This window comes from Mesorhizobium sp. M4B.F.Ca.ET.089.01.1.1 (assembly GCF_004022605.1).
GTDB classification, from domain to species: domain Bacteria; phylum Pseudomonadota; class Alphaproteobacteria; order Rhizobiales; family Rhizobiaceae; genus Mesorhizobium; species Mesorhizobium abyssinicae.
Genome location: NZ_RZOS01000717.1, coordinates 1 through 1904 on the forward strand (window position 1 = coordinate 1; position 1904 = coordinate 1904).

3 protein-coding genes are annotated in these 1904 nt (G+C 66.6%); all 3 read right to left on the bottom strand.

Translation table 11 applies throughout. The annotated features are described in order from the left end of the window. The coding region (locus tag EN780_RS33100; protein ID WP_128276368.1) for a 5'-methylthioadenosine/S-adenosylhomocysteine nucleosidase at positions 1-443 on the bottom strand (443 nt) is incomplete at its 3' end. A gap of 148 nt (positions 444-591) precedes the next feature. After that, positions 592-1050 carry a PaaI family thioesterase gene (locus EN780_RS33105; protein WP_128276369.1) on the bottom strand — a complete coding sequence of 153 codons (459 nt, stop codon included), beginning with the start codon at positions 1048-1050 and terminating at the stop codon, positions 592-594. 98 nt (positions 1051-1148) lie between these two features. Continuing rightward, a partial coding sequence (locus tag EN780_RS33110; RefSeq protein WP_133372839.1) for an RsmB/NOP family class I SAM-dependent RNA methyltransferase occupies positions 1149-1904 on the bottom strand: 756 nt, incomplete at its 5' end.

Below are 1904 nucleotides of genomic sequence, written 5' to 3' on the forward strand. Positions count from 1 at the left end.
ATGTCGACCATGTCGGCGGCGATCGCGTCATAGGCGACGCCGGAGATGACCGCGCCGCCGGTCGACAGCGATGCCTCCCTGATGCCCGGAATGCGTATCGGCAACGGCACGGTGACCGGCAGGTCGAGAAACGGCGTGGCGCCCTTCTCGAAGCCCAAGGGCGAGGCGTCGATGTCGCGATAGGCAACCGAAACGGCCTGGTAGATCTCCGCCTGCTCCAGCCTTCGGCTGCCGGCCGAGCCCAGCGAGACGACGAGATCCGGCAGCGCGTTTTCCAGTTTCAGCCGGGCAAGCTCGGCGCCCAGCCTGATCCCGGCCTCGACCGGTCCGACGCCGGTCATCAGCGGCGTGAACAGTTTCCTGAGATGCGGGCCATATTCGGCTTCCACGGCCATGACGAAGAGAACGTCGCTGCCGGACAGACGTGACACTTTGACGGTCATGACGGGCCCCTACCCCCCTATTTGTTGCCACTACGAAAGGGAAGGGGCAATGTGCCCTCGCCGCCTCCCGGCCCTTCGCTAGGGCTCGGGGCGTTCGTCGCTCGAAAAGCCCATTTGGGGGCTTTTCGTCCGCTGCGCGGACAGCTCCTCACCCTTCGATCCCGTCCCGTCCGACGACCGTCATCATCGTGCCGGTCATGGTGGCGATCAGCTTGGCCTCGCCGTCGGCGGCAAAGGCATAGGCCTGGCCATCTGCAACGACGATGGTGCGGCCGGGCTTGGTCACCGAGCCGCGGAACAGGAAGCGCTCGCCCCTGCCCGGCGCCAGCAGATTGACCTTGAACTCGATGGTCAGCACGCTGGAATTCTGCGGCAGCAGCGAGAACGCCGCATAGCCGCAGGCCGAATCCAGCGCCGTCGAGATGACGCCGGCATGCAGGAAGCCATGCTGCTGGGTGAGCGCCGCCGAATAGGGCATCTCGATCTCGATGATGCCGGGCGTCACCAGGGTCAGTTCGGCGCCGATGGTCGTCATCGCCTGTTGCCGGGCGAAGGATGTGCGGACACGGTCCTCATAGTCGGGAGCGGGTACGATCTTTGCTACCATGGCCATCGCCCTTGTTTCCTGGGAAAGCTTATTGCAGAGGCACGCAGCGCAGGCAATCTCTTATGTTGCAGTGCAACAATGCAGCCGCGCGGCCGTTCTCACCGGCCTGATCCCGCCCCGCGCAGCGCGCAGACATAGAAGCCGTCGGTGCCGCTCAGCGCCGGCGACAGCGAGATGCCACCGTCGCTGCCCAGGCGCGCGGCGGCCGGATGGCTTGGAAAGCGGCTGTCCCAGAGCTTGCGGTGGTCGACCGGCGTGAAATCACCGTGGCGCGCACGAAACGCCGCGACCTGGTCGCCGTTCTCGGCGTCGAACACCGAGCAGGTGATGTAGACCAGCAGGCCGCCCGGTTTGACGAAGGCCCTGGCCGCGTCGAGGATTTCGCTCTGCTCGCCCCGGCGCTGGTCGAGCTGCCTTTGCGTCAGCCGCCATTTGGCATCGGGGCGGCGTCGCCATGTGCCGCTGCCGGTGCAGGGCGCGTCGACCAGCACGATATCCATGTGGTTTGACAGCGGGGCCAGCTCGGCCGGCTTGCTGACGATCTGGATGTTGCGGTTTTCCGAACGGCGGATGCGGTCGAAGATCGGCGCCAGCCGCGCCTTTTCGGCGTCGTGGGCGAAGATCTGGCCTGTATTGCCCATCTCGGCCGACAGCGCCAGCGTCTTGCCGCCGGCGCCGGCGCAATAGTCGAGCACCTGCATTCCGGCCTCGGCGCCGGCGAGCGCGGCGACGATCTGCGAGCCCTCGTCCTGGACCTCGAACCAGCCCTTCTGGAAGGCAGGTTCGGCCTGGACATTCGGATGCCTGCCGTCGCCGTCGATCGGCGGGATGCGGAAGCCTTGCGCGGCACCGGC